Here is a 17,199-nt window from a genome sequence, read left to right as displayed (position 1 = left end):
TTCATCTGGTATAGTAAGAATTAGGAGCTGTTTCCTGCTGTCCACTATATCTTTACTGCCGAACCCCGGCAGTAAAGGATGCCGTTCCCATCAGGGCTAGGGTCTAGTGCATTCATCACGCTTTGTTTTTATATTTTAATTATGATTAAAAAAACATTCCTTTTACTTTTTGCATTACTTTGTTGTTCTCCATCACTTCTAGCTCAAAAAACGGGCTATTGGGACAAAGAAAGAGCTACTTCCAAAGAAATTATCGTTTCCGCAAGAGACCGAATCATCATCAAAACAGAAGACTTACCTACTGGGACAACCGAAGTAGTCTATCGCATTACTTTATTAGACGAAAACCAACAAATGGCGGGAAGTTTGGTTTCGGTACTAAAATCCATTCCAGACCCTACTGGAATTAGTCAAGGTTCTGCGGGTGCGGTGTTTATCTTGTCTAAAATATCTGGCGATGATAAATGCCAATACGCTATTTTTTCTTCAAATGCTGCTGCAACAACCTATCAAAAAACGGGTAGTACCACAGAGGCTTGTTTTTTGCAAGAAACCCCTTTGAGCAAAGATGCCAAACGCTTATCCACAGACAAATCAACTTGCTTGCAATCCAATGCCATTTGGTTTGGCTTCGAAAGCAAGAATTGGATAATGAAGCAAAAAATAGTGTTAGAGGTTGTGCCTTGGGTCGATTATAAATTGAGCCGCGGCTGGAGCGCAAGTAACCGAAAAAGCATTATCGAGCAATGTAAAACCTCCACAATGGCTCAAAAAATGACCAATTCGGACGACTTTTGTGTTTGTGTTTTAGACAAAATCCAAAACAAACACACCCACACCGAGTTTCAAAAGCTATTAAAAGAAGAGCGTAACAAAGCTTTCAAAGATTTTGGCAACAGCTGTTTTGGTGAATCTAGCGTTTCTAATTCAACCTATGCTGACGAAAGAAAGCAAGCTAGCCAATTAGCCAAACAAGGGAAACACGGCGAAGCCATCACCAAACTAAAAATGATTATCAATGATGGTAAAGGCAAAGTCCAAGATTATAATGCTATTGGAACCAGTTATTTGTTGACCAAGCAATACGGAAAAGCCATTAAATTTTTGCAAGACGGCGAGCGCTTAGACGATACCGAGTTGTTGATTAAGTTGAATTTAGCCCACGCTTATTTATTAAACGACAACTACAAATCTGCCAAAGCGATTTACAAAAAGTACCAAAATCAAAATGTCACTGACAGTTTGAGTTGGATTGAAAAGACAAAAGTAGATTTCGAAACCTTTCAAAAACTAGGAATTAAATCTGATGATTTTGAGCGTGTTTTAAGTCTATTTAAGTAGAGTAGACTTAGCAGAGTTAAAATTGTAATTTAATTCATAAAATTATAAAAGAATAATTAGACGATTCTATATCGTATATATAGATTTAAGCAGCAATCGAAAAAAATAGAAACCCATATTTTTTCCGTCTTAAATTTATATATTTGTACGTACAAATTTTTTCTGCTATGGATACTAAACTCACATTAAAGCTTGACCAAGAAATAATTGAAAAAGCTAAACATTATGCCTCTGAAAAAAAAATAAGCTTATCTCGAATTGTTGAAAATTACCTTAATTCTTTGACTTCGGATAAAGAAAATAATCACATACAAATTTCACCTTTTGTAAAAAGTCTTTCTTCGGGAATTGAAATTCCAGCTGATTATGATTATAAAAAAGATCGTGCTGATTATTTAGAACAAAAACACAAATGAGCAGAATTTTTTTAGATACTAACGTAATATTAGATTTGTTGGGAGAAAGAGTTCCTTTTTTTGATGCTATTGCTAAAGTTGCTACTTTGGCAGATCAAAAAAAACTTGCTATAATTGTCTCGCCTCTTTCTTTCACGACAATAGATTATGTTTTGAATAAATACGAAAGTTCCGAATCTGTTCTGAATAAACTTCGAAAGTTTAAAATAATCTGTGAGGTCTGTGAAGTTACTGAAGAAACAATTGAGAAAGCGTTGAATTCGAATTTTAAAGATTTTGAGGATGCTGTTCAATATTTTACCGCTTTACAATCTAACTGCTCAGTAATTATAACTAGAAACGGAAAAGATTTTAAGAATGCTACAATTCCAATTATGACAGCTGAAGAATATTTAAGTAGTCTTATATAATACAGCTGTTGCTAACCGCTAGTAAGCAATAGTTTGGAATTAGCATTATTAGAAAGATTTTTAGTTTTTGATTTATTGTGATAATTTGAAATAGAAAGGATGATTCAGTCTTGTTAGTATCAAAAAGGGGAAGCAAGAAAAAGTAGAGTATGAAATAAAATATACAGAACAGTTTAGAAAGACACAATTTTGAAAGCAACCTATCATAAATACTTACTTGATTTTAAACGACCATCAGGAACGTCACGCGGCGTTATGACCACTAAGGAAACGTGGTTTTTGGTGTTAGAAGAAGATGGAAAATGGGGAATAGGAGAGTGCGGGATTCTCAGAGGTTTAAGCGCCGATGACCGTCCTGATTACAAAACGAAATTGCATTGGGTTTGCGAAAATATTCATTTAGGAGAGCGCACTTTGTGGGAAGCTTTAATGGAATTTCCTTCCATCCAATTTGGGGTCGAAATGGCTTTTTTGTCGCTCAAAAGCGAAAATCCATTTTTACTTTTTCCATCAGATTTTACTAATGGTTCTCAATCTATAGTGATAAATGGACTTGTTTGGATGGGTGAACCTTCGTTTATGAAAGCCCAAATCGAAGAAAAAATTGCACAAGGTTTTAGTTGTATAAAACTTAAAATCGGAGCCATTGATTTTGATAAAGAGCTGGCTTTGTTGGGGTATATTCGCACTCATTTTTCTGAAAATCAAATTGAAATTAGAGTGGATGCAAATGGCGCTTTTAATTCAAATGAAGCTTTACATAAACTGAATCAACTTACTGGTTTTAAACTACATAGTATTGAGCAGCCAATTGCAAAAAACAATACTGACACTATGACAGAGCTATGTAGAACCACTCCATTTCCTATTGCTTTAGACGAAGAACTCATAGGTGTGTTTTCTCTTGCTGACAAAGAGCAATTACTGAAAGATATTCAACCGCAATACATCATTTTGAAACCTAGTTTTGTGGGTGGTTTTAGAGGAACACAAGAATGGATTACTTTGGCTGATAAATATAAAATTGGCTGGTGGATTACTTCAGCTTTAGAAAGCAATATTGGTTTGAATGCTATTGCTCAATGGACGTATCTTCAAAATTCAAAAATGCCTCAGGGTTTAGGAACTGGAGCTTTGTATACCAATAATTTTGATTGTCCTTTGGAAGTCGAAAAGGGGCAGCTTTGGTATAGAAAAGATGCAAATTGGCATTTTGATAAAGCCATTTTTTCATAAATAAAATAGTCTAGATGATAGAAATAGAAAGAAAATTTTTGGTCACTTCAACCGATTTTATTTCACAAGCTTTTGCTCATAATCGAATAGCTCAGGGATATATTAGCAAAAATCCAGAGCGTACAGTTCGCGTCAGAATAAAAGGAGATAAAGGTTTTTTGACCATCAAAGGAAAAGGTAATGAAAGTGGTTTGTCGCGTTTTGAATGGGAGAAAGAAATTCCGGTTGAAGAAGCGCAGCAATTGATGCATTTGTGCGAGAAAGCAACCATTGATAAAACGCGCTATGAAGTTCAATCTGGAAATCACGTCATTGAAGTGGATGTTTTTTATGGCGAAAATGAAGGCTTGGTAATGGCGGAAATAGAACTATCATCTGAAACAGAAACCTTTCTCAAACCTGAATGGTTAGGAGAAGAAGTTACCAATGATGTCCGCTATTACAACGGCTATTTGAGTGAGCATCCGTTTAAAAGTTGGTAATCACAAATGAAATTCATAAATTCTAAATGGATGCGTTTTGTAAAAAATCATAAAAAAGCCCTCAAAATATAGTGTTTTTGAGGGCTTTTTTTAGCATACATTTTAATAAATTAGATTAATTTTTTTAACCAAAACCCAACCAATAAAGCTATTCCGATTAGAAGCGAGAATAAATAGAAAATCGTGATTTCATGAGTCAATCCCAAGAGTATTGGGCCAACAAAAGCTGCAGCAGACCAAGCGGTTAAAATATAACCAAAAACTTGTCCATAATTTTCTGCGCCATAGATGGATTTTACAAACGATGGCATGGTAGAAAAACCTGCACCATAACCAGCAATAATGATATAAGTGACGACTTGAAAGGAGGTACTATTAGTAGCTACCATAGGAATCAAAGCAAAACAAATCATATTTACAGTCAAAAAAATCATAAAGGTTGACCAACAATCAATTTTATCCGAGATACTGGACCAAAACAGACGTCCTAAACCATTGAATAGTCCTATGATGGCTACAAATAAAGTAGCTTGAGTAGCAGTCATTCCTACTACTTCTTCACCTAAAATTGCTGCTTTTGAAATAATTGCAATACCACCACAAACATTTAAAAAGAGCAATAACCATAATGCAATAAAACGTTTGTCTTGAATAATTTCTCTTGCTGTTAATATTGTAACATGTTCTTTTGAACTATTTTCGGCCACTGGATTTGCTAAATAAAAAGCACTTAACAGCATGCAAACTCCATAAACGATTCCTAATACTAAAAATGAACTAGACAAGCCTATTGAGGCATACAATGGTCCAATTATAAAAGAAGCCAACAAAGATCCCAAAGCAAAAGACATAATAATTATACCAGAGGCTAGACCTGGTCGGTCTGGAAACCATTTTACAACAGTATAGACCGGAACAACATAGCCAAATCCTAAACCTATTCCTTGTAATACTCCGAAAGTTAGGTAGAACAGTTCAATTGAACTCCATTTTACAGCAAAACTACTTCCAATTAAACCGATTATCATAAAGATTGTTCCAATGCTACCTGCTTTGGATGGGCCAATTTTCTGAGCAAATTTACCCATAAATGCTGCGGTAAGTCCAAGGAAACAAATGGCTAAACTAAAAGCGGTTTTGGTGTCGTGCGCATCCCAATTCAATTCTTTCGATAATGGTTCTATCCATTTACTGTAGGCATAGATAGAGCCTATTGACAGTTGCATAATCATTCCTGCAACTACCATTAAATATTTATTTTTTGACATTTTGTATAATTATTTTGAAAAATTTTAGTTTATTTCACCACAACATTTTTGAAATATTGTTGAAAAATAGCGGTTGTTTTTTGGATAATTTCTTCTGTTGGTGATGTTACATCTGCAAAAGCATATTCGAAATTTAATAAATCCCATTTGTGTTTTCCCATTTGATGAAATGGAATGATTTCTACCCTTTCTACTGTTTTAAAGTCTGAAAAGTAGTTTCCCCATTCATGCAAATATTCTTCTTGATCAGTCCAACCAGGTACCAAAACATAGCGCAACCACATTGGTTTTCCAGTTTGCTCACGGTATTTGGCAACTTTTAATGTAGTTTTATTTTTTAACCCAGTGAGTTTTTTATGCCAATCATTATTGATATGCTTAACATCTAGTAGTAGAATATCGGTTTTATCTAATAATTCTTTTGTCTGTTCGTCTAAAACACGACCATTAGAATCTAAACAAGTTGAGATCCCATTGAGATGAAGTTTTTCAAAAAAAGGAATCAATTTAGCCCTTTGAAGTAAAGGTTCTCCTCCAGAAACGGTAACTCCTCCATTTTCTGCAAAAAAGAGTTTTTGGTTGATTGCTTTTTGAACCAATTCATCTATTGGAATAAACGAACCTCCATGAACATCTAATGTATCTGGATTTTGACAATACAAACATCTAAATTGGCAACCTTGAACAAAAATCACCATTCGAATTCCAGGACCATCATGTGTACCAAAAGTTTCTAAAGAATGTATACGGAGCAAATCAATATCTGCATTATTTAAGGCTTCATCATGTTGGGATTGTTCAGGAAAATACATAGGCAAAAAGAAATTTATTAAAAAAACCTGTTTAGAGTATAGGTTCTAAACAGGTTTTAAAGTTAATCATTCACATTGAATTTAATGCTTAATTACATTCTATCGTGGAAAGTTCTGCTAATTACTTCCAATTGATGTGCTTTAGACAAACGAACGAAGTTTACAGCATATCCAGAAACACGAATGGTTAATTGAGGATAATTTTCTGGGTGTTCATAAGCATCCATCAAAGTTTCTCTATTTAAAACATTGACATTCAAATGATGTGCATCTCTTCCAAAGTAAGCGTCAAGAGTAGTTTTTAAGTTCAAGATTTGATCTTCTTTTGTAGATCCTAATGATTTAGGAATCATTGAAAAGGTATACGAAATACCATCTTGAGCATCATTGTATTTCAGTTTACTTACAGAGTTTAAAGAAGCGATAGCTCCATTTACATCTCTTCCGTGCATTGGATTAGCTCCAGGAGCAAATGATTCACCACCTTTTCTTCCATCAGGAGTAGCTCCAGTGTTTGTACCATACATCACGTTAGATGTGATTGTTAGTAAAGAAAGGGTAGGAGTAGCATTTTTATATGTTTTATGTTTTCTTAATTCCTCAATGAATAAGCTTGTGATTTCTATAGCAATATCATCTACACGATTATCATCATTACCAAATTTAGGGAAGTCACCTTCTATACTAAAATCTACGGTTAATCCTTGTTCATTTCTGATAGGTTTTACTTTTGCGTATTTGATAGCAGATAACGAGTCGGCAATGATTGAAATACCAGCAGCACCGTAAGCAATATCAATAGCAGGATCACTATCAATTAAAGCCATTTGAGCTCTTTCATAATAGTATTTGTCGTGCATGTAATGAATAATGAACATGGATTTGGCATATACACGAGCTACTTCAGCTAGAGTTGCTTTGAAAGCTGTTATTACTTTATCATAATCCAACACTTCATCATTCATTTCTGGAATGTTATTGATGACTAAAGCGCCTTTGTCTTCTTCGCGTCCACCATTTAAAGCCATCAATAAAGCTTTAGGTAGGTTGGCACGTGCTCCAAAATGTTGAATTGATTTACCAATTTTTTGATAAGAAACACAACAAGCAATTCCGTAGTCGTCAGAACCTCTGTTGGCTTTCATCAAATCATCGTTCTCATATTGTAGAGAAGAGGTGTCGATAGAAACTTGAGCACAGAAATCTTTGAATCCTTTTGGAAGGTTTTGTGACCAAAGAATAGTTAAGTTAGGTTCTGGTGAAGCACCTAAATTATAAAGGGTTTGTAAAAAACGGAATGAAGTTTTAGTAACTTTTGTTCTACCATCGTGGAATTGTCCTCCAATAGCTTCAGTAACCCATGTTGGATCTCCACCAAATATTTCGTCATAAGCACCTGGACGTAAATGGCGAACTACTCTCAGTTTCATTACGAATTGATCAATAAATTCTTGAGCTTCTTCTTCAGTAATTAAACCACTTTTTAAATCTTGTTCAATATAAATGTCCAAGAAAGACGAAACGTTACCAAGTGACATTGCGGCACCATCTTGTTCTTTAACGGCGCTTAAATAAGCTAAATAAGTGAATTGAACCGCTTCATATGCAGTAGTAGCTGGTTTAGAAACATCGACACCATAAGATAGTGCCATAGTTTTCATATCTTGTAATGCTTTGATTTGGCTAGTGATTTCTTCACGTAAACGCACTTTGTGTTCGCTCATTTCTCCAATTACATTAGCAAAATCAGCTTTTTTTGCTTCAATTAATGCATCAGCTCCATATAAAGGTAAACGTCTAAAATCACCAATAATTCTTCCTCTAGCATAATTATCAGGTAATCCAGTTAAAACGTGTTTAGAGCGATACATTTTGATTTCTGTATCATAAGCGTCAAAAACAGCTTGATTGTGGTCTTTAGCGTAATTAAAGATGTCTGATACTCTTTCTGACACTTGTAGGCCTTTTTCTTTAACTGCTGACTCTACTAATTTGATTCCACCAAAAGGTTTCATGGCTCTTTTGAGTAAAACATCAGTTTGAAGACCAACAATCACTTCATTTTCTTTATCGATATATCCAGGGCCAAAAGCAGTAATATTAGAGATAGTCTCGGTATCGATGGCTAAACAACCGTTATTTTGTCTTTCTTTTAATAATTGTTGTTTACATGCCTCCCATAATTTTGTGGTTTTGTTTGAAGGTCCAACTAAAAAATCTGCTGTTCCTTCATACGGATTTATGTTTTTTACTACAAAATCATAAACATCAATCGTTGTAGTCCAATTTCCCTTTTTAAACGTTGCTGTATTTGTTACAATTTCCATTTCATTAATTTTTTTCAATGTTCTTAAAATACTTGTATTCACTTACTTAGCTAAATGAATACATTCAAATTTACGAAAAAAAAGCCTTGAAAAATAAGGTGAAATTAAAAGTGTCAAATGTTTTTCTTTTAATATAAAAGACCTCAGAATTGGTAGAAATTCAAGTCATTTTTTTTGCTTTGTTTACTTTTACAAAACATCTATTTCATAATTTTCGATGGTTGTTTTGTAATTTTTTAAAAAAAAACATTATTTTTTGATTAAATTTTGGCTAGAGTACCCAAAATAAGGAGTCCACTTGAAATTTTTTTTAAGAAATTTCAAGTGGACTCCTTGATTTTTTGTTTATTTTAAACTACTATTTTGTTTTTAAAGTTTTTTTCGATGGCTTTTATCATTTCACCAGCAATATCCTTGTTGGTAGCTCCTTCGATTCCCTCTAAACCAGGGGATGAATTTACTTCGAGCAATAATGGGCCTTTAGAAGAGCGAATGATATCTACTCCAGCTACTTTTAAATCCATCGCTTTAGCCGCTTTTATAGCGATTCTTTTTTCTTCACTGGTCACCTTAATTATGGAAGCTGTTCCTCCAAGATGGATATTAGCTCTAAATTCGCCTGGCATTGCCTCACGTTGAATGGCAGCAACGACTTTCCCATCAATTACGAAACAACGAATATCTTTTCCATTTGCCTCTTTAATGAATTCTTGTACTAAAATATTTGCATTCAAACTTTTGAATGCATTAATCACACTCTCTGCCGCTTTTTTAGTTTCTGCCAAAACGACTCCTTTGCCTTGCGTGCCTTCCAATAATTTCACTATTAATGGCGGGCCACCTACCATTTTTATTAAATCATTGGTGTCCAGTGGTGAGTTTGCAAATCCAGTGGTTGGTATATCAACGCCATTGTTGAGCAATAATTGTAATGAAAACAATTTATCTCTAGATTGCGTTATTGCAGTTGAGGAATTAAGACAAAAGACTTTTAAGGCTTCAAATTGTCTGGTCAAAGCACAACCATAAAAAGTGATACTGGGACGAATTCTCGGAATAATTGCATCAAATTGATTGAGTATTTTTCCACCTCGATAGTGAATTTCTGGTGTTTTTGCGTCTAATTTCATATAACATTCTTTGATATTCAAAAAATGCATTTCATGTCCTCTCATTTCACCAGCTTCCATGATTCGTTTATTACTGTACAATTCTGGGTTACTAGCTAAAACCCCAATTCGTAAACCAGAACTTGCTTTTTCGGCATTCTTGTATAATTCTTTCAGGTTATCTGCTGAGGGTTGGCCTAATAAATACTTTTGTTCTGGATCTACTAAAACCCTACCACTCATGGCTTCACGACCTAATAGCATTCGAAATCCCATCGAATCTCTATTAGTTAATGTCATTTCTATCGCCCAAGTATCCCCTCCAATTTTTAATGGGGTTTGTATAACATAACGTTGTTCTCTATACCCACTGGAACTTTTTACAATTCGTTTGTCTACCAATGGCGCTTCACAATGAATTACGGTTTTGTTATTGTTTTGTATAGGATTGATGTCGAACTTTACCCAATTACTATCATTTTTTATAAAAGGGGCAATGTTTATGGCGTGCAAAGCTGATGTTTTTGCTCCAGAGTCCACTCTTGCTTTTATGGTTGGGATATCTAGATCTGGGAAAGAACACCATTCTTCGCTCCCAAGAATTACTTTGTTTTGTAGCATACAGTAATAATATTTAATAAAGCATCAAAAGTAACTTTTTGTTTTTTAAAAAAGTTAATTTATTATAAAGATTTAGCCCGCTATATTATAAAATAAATACAACGGGCTAAATGGATGAGTTACTATAATCTATTGATTGGTAGGTTCTTCTGCTTTGTTTACTACTACTTTTAATTCAGTGGCACCTTCTTCAATATCCATAAAAATTTCGTCACCTGCACTAATTTTTGAAGTGATAATTTCTTCAGCTAAAGCGTCTTCTACATATTTTTGTATGGCTCTTTTTAGTGGTCTTGCACCAAATTGTTTGTCAAAACCTTTGTCTGCAATAAATGCTTTTGCTTTATCAGAAAGATTCAAGGTGTATCCTAAATCTTTGATTCGAGCGTATAGTTTTTTTAATTCAATTTCGATAATCAAGTTGATGTCTTCTTTTTCTAATGAATTGAAAACAATAACATCATCGATTCGGTTCAAAAACTCAGGAGCAAAGGTTTTTTTCAATGCATTTTCGATAATACTTTTAGAATTATCTTCGGCTTGAGCAACTTTTGCTGCTGTTCCAAATCCAACACCTTGGCCAAAATCTTTTAATTGTCTGGCACCAACATTAGATGTCATGATGATAATTGTGTTTTTAAAATCGATTTTGCGACCTAAACTATCTGTCAAGAATCCATCGTCTAATACTTGAAGCATCATATTAAATACATCAGGATGTGCTTTTTCTATTTCATCCAAAAGCACTACACAATAGGGTTTTCTTCGTACTTTTTCGGTCAGTTGCCCACCTTCTTCGTAACCAACATATCCCGGAGGCGCTCCAACTAATCTTGAAATGGCGAATTTTTCCATGTATTCACTCATATCGATTCTAATTAAAGCTTCTTCAGAATCAAACAATTCTTTTGCAAGTACTTTGGCCAATTGCGTTTTTCCAACACCAGTTTGACCTAGGAAAATAAAGGAACCAATCGGTTTGTTTGGGTCTTTTAAACCTGCTCTGTTTCTTTGAATGGAACGAGCAATTTTTAAAACCGCTTCATTTTGTCCAATTACTTTGTTTTGGATAAGTTCTGGCAATTTAGCTAATTTATTGCTTTCGGTCTGAGCAATTCGGTTAACAGGAATACCAGTCATCATAGAAACTACATCAGCAACATTATCTTCGGTAACGTTGATTCGGTTATTTTTTGAGTCCTCTTCCCATTGTTCTTGGGCAATAGCTAAATCTTTTTCAATTCGTTTTTCATCATCACGTAATTTAGCTGCTTCTTCATATTTTTGCTTTTTGACAACTAAATTCTTCAACTCACGTACGTCTTCTAATTGACGCTCCAAATCTAAAATCTGCTTTGGAACATCTATATTAGTGATATGAACTCTTGAACCCGCTTCGTCTAAAGCATCAATAGCTTTGTCTGGTAAAAAGCGTTCTGACATATATCTGTCAGTTAGTTTTACACAAGCTTCAATAGCCTCAGGAGAATAAGTTACATTGTGATGCGATTCGTATTTATCTTTGATATTGTTCAAAATAGTAATGGTTTCCTCAACCGAGGTTGGTTCTACGATTACTTTTTGAAAACGTCTTTCTAAAGCGCCATCTTTTTCTATGTATTGGCGATATTCATCTAATGTAGTTGCGCCTATACATTGAATTTCACCTCTTGCTAAGGCAGGTTTGAACATATTTGATGCGTCCAATGAACCTGTTGCTCCACCTGCACCAACAATCGTATGAATTTCGTCTATAAACAAGATAATGTCATCGTTTTTTTCCAACTCATTCATAACGGCTTTCATACGTTCTTCAAACTGTCCTCTGTATTTTGTTCCAGCAACTAGGCTAGCTAAATCAAGAGTAACTACTCGCTTATTGAATAAGATTCTAGAAACTTTCTTTTGAATGATTCTCAAAGCTAATCCTTCTGCAATAGCAGATTTTCCAACTCCAGGCTCACCAATTAAAAGCGGGTTATTCTTTTTGCGACGGCTTAGAATTTGAGACACACGCTCAATTTCTTTTTCGCGACCTACGACTGGGTCTAATTTTCCTTCCTCGGCCATTTCGGTTAAATCTCTACCAAAATTATCCAAAACAGGGGTTTTAGATTTTTTGTTGGATTTGTTTACAGGATTATTAAAGGTGCCTTCTTTAAGACTGTCATCTTGTCCTGAATCTTCATTGTATGATTCGTTTTTTGGCAAGTTGTCGATAAAATCTTGTTCGTTTGGAGTCATATTCAAATATTGTTCTTTAGCTATATCATAATCTATTTTTAGTTTATTCAATAGCTTGGTTGTAGGATCGTTTTCGTTTCTCAAAATGCACAAAAGCAGATGTGCAGTACTTATAGAAGTACTTTGAAACACTTTGGCTTCAAGAAAGGTTGTTTTTAAAGCTCTTTCAGCTTGGCGTGTTAAATGTAAATTCTTTTTTTCAAGATTTATTTCTAGGCTGATAGGACTTGCAGGGCTAAGAATTTCAACTTTTCTTCGAAGATGTTCTAAATCTACATCCAAATTGTTTAAAATATGGATAGCCTTTCCATTTCCATCTCGCAAAATGCCTAACATCAAATGCTCAGTACCAATAAAGTCATGTCCTAATCGTAAGGCTTCTTCTTTACTGTACGTAATAACATCTTTTACTCTAGGGGAAAAATTGTCATCCATGTGGTATCTATTTTATAGTTGTAAATTTACTGAATTAGTATTTATAAACAAAAATCATTCCTACTAATATCAGCTGTCAGCTAAGTGACAAAAATAATAATAAATTATAAGTTAAAATTGAAGCGATTTATTAACTATTATGCGCTTTTTTATTGTTAATAAATTAGAGAAATTAGGTTGTTAAAATGCCTTAAAAAATTTCAGAAAGCCGTATATTGGCACGTTTTGAAATTAATATAATTATTTAATATAACAACTTATGTCTGAAGGAGAAAAGTTAATTCCTATTAACATAGAAGATGAAATGAAATCAGCTTACATCGATTATTCGATGTCTGTAATTGTATCCAGAGCACTTCCTGATGTTAGAGATGGTCTAAAACCCGTACATCGAAGAGTGCTATACGGTATGTATGATTTAGGAGTTTTTTCAAATAAAGCCCATAAAAAATCCGCAAGAATTGTCGGTGAAGTATTAGGAAAGTATCATCCCCACGGAGATACTTCGGTTTATGACGCTATGGTTCGTATGGCTCAAGAATGGAGTATGCGTTATTTATTAGTTGACGGACAAGGGAATTTTGGTTCTGTGGATGGTGATAGTCCAGCTGCAATGCGTTATACTGAGGCCAGAATGCGTAAAATATCGGAAGAAATTATGGCCGATATCGAAAAAGAGACCGTTGATTTTCAATTGAATTTTGACGATACATTATATGAGCCTAAAGTAATGCCAACTCGTGTTCCTACCTTATTAATTAATGGTGCTACAGGAATTGCGGTGGGTATGGCTACTAATATGCCTCCTCATAATTTAACTGAGGTTATAAACGGAACACTTGCCTATATTGATAATAATGAAATTGAGATTGATGAATTAATCACTCATATAAAAGCACCTGATTTTCCTACTGGCGGTATAATTTATGGTTATGAAGGGGTTCGTGAAGCTTTTAAAACAGGAAGAGGACGTATAGTGATGCGTGCCAAAGTTGGTTTTGAAGAAGTAGATGGAAGAGAGTCAATTATTGTGACTGAAATCCCATATCAAGTTAACAAAGCTGATATGATCAAGCGCACAGCTGACTTGGTTAATGAAAAGAAAATCGATGGTATCGCAAATATCCGTGACGAATCAGACAGAAATGGTATGCGTATCGTTTATATTTTAAAGCGTGATGCAACCCCAAATGTGGTTTTAAATACGCTTTATAAATATACACAACTACAATCTTCTTTTAGTGTAAACAATATTGCTTTAGTAAATGGCCGTCCGCAAATGTTGAATCTTAAAGATTTGATTCATTATTTTGTAGAACACCGCCATGATGTTGTAATTAGAAGAACACAATTCGAATTAAGAAAAGCTGAAGAGAGAGCGCATATATTAGAAGGATTAATTATTGCTTCTGACAATATAGATGAGGTAATTGCACTTATTAAAGCCTCTAAAAATACAGAAGAAGCAAGAGAGAAGTTAATTGAAAGATTTAAACTTTCAGATATTCAAGCTCGGGCAATTGTTGAAATGCGTCTGCGTCAACTTACCGGATTAGAGCAAGATAAATTAAGAGCGGAGTACGAAGAAATCATGAAATTAATTGATCACTTACGTGCTTTATTGGCAGATGTAAATTTGAGAACTGCCTTGATAAAAGAAGAGTTAATTGAGATTAGAGATAAATATGGAGATGCTCGTCGTTCACTAATCGAGTATTCTGGTGGCGATGTTAGTATAGAAGATTTAATAGCAGATGAAAGTGTTGTTGTGACCATTTCTCATGCGGGTTATATCAAACGAACAAATCTAAGCGAATACAAAACCCAAAATAGAGGAGGGGTTGGTCAAAAAAGTGCTGGTACAAGAGATCAAGATTTCTTAGAGCATATGTTTGTGGCAACTAATCATCAATATATGATGTTCTTTACTCAAAAAGGAAAATGTTTTTGGATGAGGGTTTATGAAATTCCAGAAGGAACAAAAACTGCCAAAGGTAGAGCGATTCAAAACTTAGTCAATATTGAAAGTGATGATAAAGTAAAGGCTTATATCTGTACGCAAGATTTAAAAGATAAAGACTACATAAATAGCCATAATTTGATTATGGTGACCAAACAAGGTCAAGTCAAGAAAACTTCATTAGAAAAATATTCAAAACCACGTGTGAACGGTGTAGCCGCAATTACAATCAAAGATGGGGATGAGCTGTTAGAAGCAAAATTAACTAATGGGGAAAGCCAAATTATCTTAGCAGTAAAATCAGGAAAATTAGTTCGTTTTGAAGAAACCAAAACCCGCCCGATGGGTAGAACGGCCTCTGGAGTTCGAGGTATTACTTTAAAAGATGAAAAAGATGAAGTAATAGGTATGGTTACTGTTGATAAAGAAGATATTGCTGATTCTCAAATCTTAGTTGTAACTGAAAATGGATATGGAAAGCGTACCAAATTAGTTGATGAGGATGGGGAGGATGTCTACCGCATAACCAATCGTGGAGGAAAAGGAGTTAAAACTCTTAATATTACGGAAAAAACTGGGAACTTAATATCAATTAATGCAGTTACAGATGCAGATGATTTAATGATAATTAATAAATCTGGCTTAACCATTAGAATGGCAATTGAGGATTTACGTGTTATGGGACGTGCTACACAAGGAGTAAAACTTATTAATTTGAAAGGGAGTGATTCGATAGCAGCTGTAACAAAAGTAATGAAAGATGATGCCAACGAAGTAATAGTAGATGAAGAAGGTAATGTTATTGAATCTGTTACCATTGAACGAGTTAAACCAGTTATGGAAGTTTTAGAAGATGAAACTTCTACAGATGATGATGATAGTGAGGATGAAGAAGATTTAGATCTAGAAGAATCGGAAGAATCAGAAGAAGAATCAGAAGAAGATGATGCTTAATAAAAATTAAATCAATATTAAATTTAAATAAGAATACCATGAAAAGTAAATATGTATTACTCGCGTCAACCATGTTGATCTCAGTAGCCACTTTTGCACAAAAAGATCAAATTAAAGCCGCTGAAAAAGCATTAAAAGCGGGTAAATCAGATGAGGCAAAAACAATTTTGTTGGAGGCAGAAAACGTTATTGTAAATGCTACTGAGGCTGAAAAAGCGCAGTACTATTTTGTTAAAGGAAATGTAATGTTAGATTTGGCAAATAAAAGTATCGACAAAGACAATAATTTATCATTAGCTGCTGGTGCTTTCCAAGATTTAATTGAAGTTGAGAAAGCTTCTGGTAAATCAAAATATACGGCACAAGCTACTAAATCTGTAATCGATATTAAATACAAATTAATTAATGAGGCGATTGCTGATTCAAAAATCGATAAATATGAAGTAGCAGCCAAAAAATTATACGATGCTTATCAATTAGATAAAAAAGATACTATTAATTTATATTATGCAGCTTCGACGTATGTAAATGCAAAAAATTATGATGCTGCTCTTAAAAATTATGACGAGTTAAAGAAACTAAATTATTCTGGAAAAGGGACTAATTATTTTGCAGTAAACAAGTTAACTTCTCAAGAAGATATGTACTTAACGGCTGCAGAAAGAGATCGTATGATCAAATTAGGAACGCATGAAAAACCTAGAACTGAAGTAATTCCATCTAAAAGGGGAGAAATTTATAAAAATATTGCATTAATTTTAGTACAACAGGGTAAAGCTAAAGAAGCACAACAGGCTGTTGCAGAAGCTAGAAAAGCAAATCCAGAAGATACTTCTTTGGCATTAACTGAAGCTAATCTATATTTGGAAGCTAAAGATTTCGATACTTATAAAAAATTAGTTGCTGATATCTTGGTTAAAAATCCTAATGATGCTGATTTAGTTTTTAATCTTGGTGTTTTGACTGCTAATTCAAAAAATAATGTTGAGGCTGAAAAATACTACAATAGAGTGATTGAAATCAATCCTGCTTATACTAATGCATACATAAACATTGCTGCTTTAAAATTAGAAAACGAAAAACCTATTATTGATGAAATGAATAAATTAGGTACTTCAACTGTTGATATGAAGCGTTATGATGTATTGAAAAAGAAGCGTGAAGAATTATTTAAAAGTACCATTCCTTTTCTAAAAAAAGCGGTTGAGTTAGACCCTAAAAATGTTGATGTTGCTAAAACATTATTAAATGTGTATAGTGCTTTAGAAATGACTTCTGAATACAAAGAACTAAAAGCAAAAATTAAATAATTGTCTTTTTAGTTTTAAAAAAGTTTAGTTATGTCGGTTTTTTTTAAAATATCCACACATAGTAATTTTTATTAACGAGGCTAGTTTTAAAGATTAAAATTAAAATAAAAGGGAATTTAATAAAACCCAGATTTCAAATGTGGAATCTGGGTTTATTCTTTTTAATGAATTTTAACAATCGCAGCTTTTAATACCTCCAAAAAAAATGCCCTCATGAAAAAATTCAGAGGGCATTTTTTTGGTTTAGAGAAACCTATTAAAGCGCAGTTACAAT

At 33.9% G+C, this 17,199-nt stretch carries 12 protein-coding genes; 7 read left to right on the top strand and 5 right to left on the bottom strand.

What is annotated here, in order from left to right:
• Positions 1-141: 141 nt before the first annotated feature.
• From FLB_RS01325 to FLB_RS01305, 5 genes are all read left to right on the top strand, one after another.
• Positions 142-1,341: a tetratricopeptide repeat protein gene (locus FLB_RS01325; protein WP_064714170.1), complete on the top strand. Its 1,200-nt coding sequence runs from the start codon at positions 142-144 to the stop codon at positions 1,339-1,341.
• A 167-nt stretch (positions 1,342-1,508) separates the two neighbouring features.
• Positions 1,509-1,757, top strand: a complete 249-nt coding sequence (locus FLB_RS01320; RefSeq protein WP_064714169.1) for a DUF6364 family protein — start codon at positions 1,509-1,511, stop codon at positions 1,755-1,757.
• The gene (locus FLB_RS01315) at positions 1,754-2,167 is read left to right on the top strand and encodes a type II toxin-antitoxin system VapC family toxin (protein ID WP_064714168.1); all 414 of its coding nucleotides are present in this window, start codon (positions 1,754-1,756) and stop codon (positions 2,165-2,167) included. The genes FLB_RS01320 and FLB_RS01315 overlap by 4 nt, the downstream gene beginning before the upstream one ends.
• Before the next feature lie 189 nt (positions 2,168-2,356).
• Positions 2,357-3,403, top strand: a complete 1,047-nt coding sequence (locus tag FLB_RS01310; protein WP_064714167.1) for an o-succinylbenzoate synthase — start codon at positions 2,357-2,359, stop codon at positions 3,401-3,403.
• 14 nt (positions 3,404-3,417) lie between these two features.
• The gene (locus tag FLB_RS01305) at positions 3,418-3,885 is read left to right on the top strand and encodes a CYTH domain-containing protein (RefSeq protein WP_064714166.1); all 468 of its coding nucleotides are present in this window, start codon (positions 3,418-3,420) and stop codon (positions 3,883-3,885) included.
• A 110-nt stretch (positions 3,886-3,995) separates the two neighbouring features.
• On the opposite strand, the gene FLB_RS01300 is transcribed toward FLB_RS01305, so the two are convergent.
• The 5 genes from FLB_RS01300 to FLB_RS01280 form a co-directional block, all read right to left on the bottom strand.
• Entirely contained in the window at positions 3,996-5,153 is a 1,158-nt protein-coding gene (locus tag FLB_RS01300; RefSeq protein WP_064714165.1) for an OFA family MFS transporter, read from the bottom strand.
• Between the two features lie 29 nt (positions 5,154-5,182).
• Positions 5,183-5,965, bottom strand: a complete 783-nt coding sequence (gene pflA / locus FLB_RS01295; RefSeq protein ID WP_064714164.1) for a pyruvate formate-lyase-activating protein — start codon at positions 5,963-5,965, stop codon at positions 5,183-5,185.
• Between the two features lie 92 nt (positions 5,966-6,057).
• The gene (pflB, locus tag FLB_RS01290) at positions 6,058-8,292 is read right to left on the bottom strand and encodes a formate C-acetyltransferase (protein WP_064714192.1); all 2,235 of its coding nucleotides are present in this window, start codon (positions 8,290-8,292) and stop codon (positions 6,058-6,060) included.
• A 350-nt stretch (positions 8,293-8,642) separates the two neighbouring features.
• Entirely contained in the window at positions 8,643-10,022 is a 1,380-nt protein-coding gene (gene rimK, locus FLB_RS01285; RefSeq protein ID WP_064714163.1) for a 30S ribosomal protein S6--L-glutamate ligase, read from the bottom strand.
• A 129-nt stretch (positions 10,023-10,151) separates the two neighbouring features.
• Entirely contained in the window at positions 10,152-12,701 is a 2,550-nt protein-coding gene (locus FLB_RS01280) for an ATP-dependent Clp protease ATP-binding subunit (RefSeq protein ID WP_064714162.1), read from the bottom strand.
• A gap of 259 nt (positions 12,702-12,960) precedes the next feature.
• Between FLB_RS01280 and gyrA the strand changes: the two genes are divergently transcribed.
• Both gyrA and FLB_RS01270 read left to right on the top strand, forming a co-directional pair.
• A complete protein-coding gene (gene gyrA, locus FLB_RS01275) occupies positions 12,961-15,615 on the top strand; it encodes a DNA gyrase subunit A (protein WP_064714161.1) in 2,655 nt (884 codons plus the stop codon).
• 38 nt (positions 15,616-15,653) lie between these two features.
• Entirely contained in the window at positions 15,654-16,925 is a 1,272-nt protein-coding gene (locus FLB_RS01270; RefSeq protein ID WP_064714160.1) for a tetratricopeptide repeat protein, read from the top strand.
• Positions 16,926-17,199 lie beyond the last annotated feature (274 nt).

Origin of the sequence: Flavobacterium succinicans (assembly GCF_001662485.1) — a bacterium.
GTDB lineage: Bacteria > Bacteroidota > Bacteroidia > Flavobacteriales > Flavobacteriaceae > Flavobacterium > Flavobacterium succinicans_A.
The sequence above is the reverse complement of the archived record's forward strand: the minus strand, read 5'-3'. Positions and strand labels throughout refer to the sequence as shown.

Bases quoted from the DNA above. Each gene is read 5' to 3' on its own strand.
- FLB_RS01325 (WP_064714170.1), top strand. From the start codon at position 142: ATGATTAAAAAAACATTCCTTTTACTTTTTGCATTACTTTGTTGTTCT.
- FLB_RS01320 (WP_064714169.1), top strand. From the start codon at position 1,509: ATGGATACTAAACTCACATTAAAGCTTGACCAAGAAATAATTGAAAAA.
- FLB_RS01315 (WP_064714168.1), top strand. From the start codon at position 1,754: ATGAGCAGAATTTTTTTAGATACTAACGTAATATTAGATTTGTTGGGA.
- FLB_RS01305 (WP_064714166.1), top strand. From the start codon at position 3,418: ATGATAGAAATAGAAAGAAAATTTTTGGTCACTTCAACCGATTTTATT.
- FLB_RS01300 (WP_064714165.1), bottom strand. From the start codon at position 5,153: ATGTCAAAAAATAAATATTTAATGGTAGTTGCAGGAATGATTATGCAA.
- pflA (WP_064714164.1), bottom strand. From the start codon at position 5,965: ATGTATTTTCCTGAACAATCCCAACATGATGAAGCCTTAAATAATGCA.
- pflB (WP_064714192.1), bottom strand. From the start codon at position 8,292: ATGGAAATTGTAACAAATACAGCAACGTTTAAAAAGGGAAATTGGACT.
- rimK (WP_064714163.1), bottom strand. From the start codon at position 10,022: ATGCTACAAAACAAAGTAATTCTTGGGAGCGAAGAATGGTGTTCTTTC.
- FLB_RS01280 (WP_064714162.1), bottom strand. From the start codon at position 12,701: ATGGATGACAATTTTTCCCCTAGAGTAAAAGATGTTATTACGTACAGT.
- gyrA (WP_064714161.1), top strand. From the start codon at position 12,961: ATGTCTGAAGGAGAAAAGTTAATTCCTATTAACATAGAAGATGAAATG.
- FLB_RS01270 (WP_064714160.1), top strand. From the start codon at position 15,654: ATGAAAAGTAAATATGTATTACTCGCGTCAACCATGTTGATCTCAGTA.